The sequence below is a fragment of the Rhodococcus sp. no. 34 genome (assembly GCF_054589475.1).
In genome coordinates, this window is record NZ_BAAILK010000034.1 from 1 (window position 1) to 812 (window position 812).

The window sequence follows — 812 nt, forward strand, 5'->3', positions numbered from 1 at the left end:
GGTGCCACGGGCTGGGTCAGCGGCATCGTCGGTGTGCATCCGTGGGAGCTTGCGTTCTTCGACCGCAAGGCTCAGGAAGAGGTGTGGGGAACCGATCCTGATACGTGGATGGCGTCGCCGTATGCGCCGATGGGTGTGGCGAGGCCGGTCGAGGGTGGGTACATCCTCAACGGTCGTTGGTCGTTCTCGTCCGGTACTGATCATTGTGACTGGATCATGATCGGTGCGATGGTCGGTGACGAGTCCGGTAAGCCGTTGATGCCGCCGAAGATTCTGCACGTGTTGTTGCCGCGTTCGGATTACGACATCGACCAGGACAGCTGGAATGTCGTGGGCCTGCGCGGTACGGGGTCGAAGGATCTGATCGTCAAGGATGCGTTTCTGCCGACGTACCGCACGATCGACGCCGGAAAGGTTTTCGACGGGACGGCGTGGAAGGAAGCGGGTCGTACGGAGACGTTGTACAAGTTCCCGTTCTCGTGCATTTTCCCGTTGGGGATCACTTCGTCGTTGATCGGTATCGCCGAGGGTGCGTTGGCGTGCAACATGGCGGCGCAGCGTGAGCGTGTGACGGTCAGTGGTGTTCCGATCAAGGAAGATCCGTACGTGTTGTTCGCGATCGGTGAGGCGGCGGCCGAGATCGCTGCTTCTCGGGCTGCGATCTTGGAGACGGTGGATCGTTTCTGGGACATGACGGAGAAGGGGCAGGAAGTTTCGTTCGAGCTTCGTGCGATCGGTCGGCGTACGCAGACTGCTGCGGCGTGGCGTGCGGTGCGTGCGGTGGACGAGATCTTTGCTCGTTCCGGTGGTGG

General features: G+C 61.2%; 1 protein-coding gene. It reads left to right on the top strand.

From position 1 onward, the window contains the following. On the top strand, positions 1-812 hold an 812-nt coding region (locus ACYP01_RS13030), incomplete at both ends, for an acyl-CoA dehydrogenase family protein (RefSeq protein ID WP_459680427.1).